Source organism: Actinoallomurus acaciae, assembly GCF_042429965.1.
Lineage (GTDB): Bacteria > Actinomycetota > Actinomycetes > Streptosporangiales > Streptosporangiaceae > Actinoallomurus > Actinoallomurus acaciae.
In genome coordinates, this window is record NZ_JBHLZP010001256.1 from 1 (window position 1) to 634 (window position 634).

The following is a 634-nucleotide window of genomic DNA, read 5'->3' on the forward strand; positions in this document are numbered from 1 at the left end:
AGCTGCTCGCCGTGTTCGGCGCCCCGGTGAGGAGCGGCGGATGAGCGGCGACGCGACGGTGATCGAGCGGCTCGCGGCCTGCGTCGCGCTGCCCAGCCCCACCCCGCCGGGCGACGTCGCCCGGGTCGCCGACTGGGTGGCCGGCCGGGCGGCGGACTTCGGCGCCTCGGTGACACGCCAGCACGTCACCCCGGTCGCGGACAACGTCCTCGCGAGCCTCCGCTTCGGTGACGGGCCGCGGCTGGTGTTCAACAGCCACCTGGACGTGGTCGACCCGTCGTCGCAGGACTGGGCGACGCCGCCGTACGAACCGGTGGTCCGGGACGGGCACATGGTCGGGCGGGGCACCTGCGACGCGAAGGGAAGCCTCGTCGCCATGCTCTGCGCGATGGAACGGCTCGCCGCCCGGCCGTCCGTGCTGACCGGCGAGATCCTGCTCACCGCCGTCATGGGCGAGGAGGCCGGCGGGCTCGGCAGCAGGCACCTGGTCGCCCAGGGGCTGCGGGCGGACGCGGCCGTGGTCGGCGAGCCGACCGGGCTGACGGTCGCGCGGGCGCACAAGGGCACGTACATGAAACGCCTGCGGTTCCGCGGCCGGGCCGCGCACAGCGCCTCGCCCTGGCTCGGCCGCAAC

1 protein-coding gene is annotated in these 634 nt (G+C 75.9%); it reads left to right on the forward strand.

Annotation, left to right across the window (positions count from 1 at the left end):
- Positions 1-40: 40 nt before the first annotated feature.
- A partial coding sequence (locus ACFFNX_RS51945; RefSeq protein ID WP_378213891.1) for a M20 family metallopeptidase occupies positions 41-634 on the forward strand: 594 nt, incomplete at its 3' end.